The following is a 220-nucleotide window of genomic DNA, read 5'->3' as shown; positions in this document are numbered from 1 at the left end:
ACCGGCGGCCGCCGGACCAGCGCCACCGGCCATCCCGGCGCTTGCCGCGATGGTGATGCCGGCGGCCTGCCGGCGAAGGCGCCGGTTGAGCGCGTCGATCTTGCGCACCGGCTCGCGGGCCGAGCGGTCCAGCCCCATGGCCATGCCGGCCATGGTGTCGTCGCCGATGCTGGCGAACACCTTGGAGGGCGAGGCGATGCCGAGCTTGTCCTTGAACCAG

The 220-nt window shown here is 73.2% G+C and carries 1 protein-coding gene; it reads right to left on the bottom strand.

Annotated features, from left to right (window positions below):
• The coding region (locus ABGV18_RS11600) for a hypothetical protein (protein ID WP_396586163.1) at nt 1–220 on the bottom strand (220 nt) is incomplete at both ends.

The organism is Guyparkeria halopsychrophila (genome assembly GCF_044582135.1).
GTDB lineage: Bacteria > Pseudomonadota > Gammaproteobacteria > Halothiobacillales > Halothiobacillaceae > Guyparkeria.
Note: the sequence above shows the minus strand (reverse complement) of the source record. Positions and strands in the feature narration are given on the sequence as shown.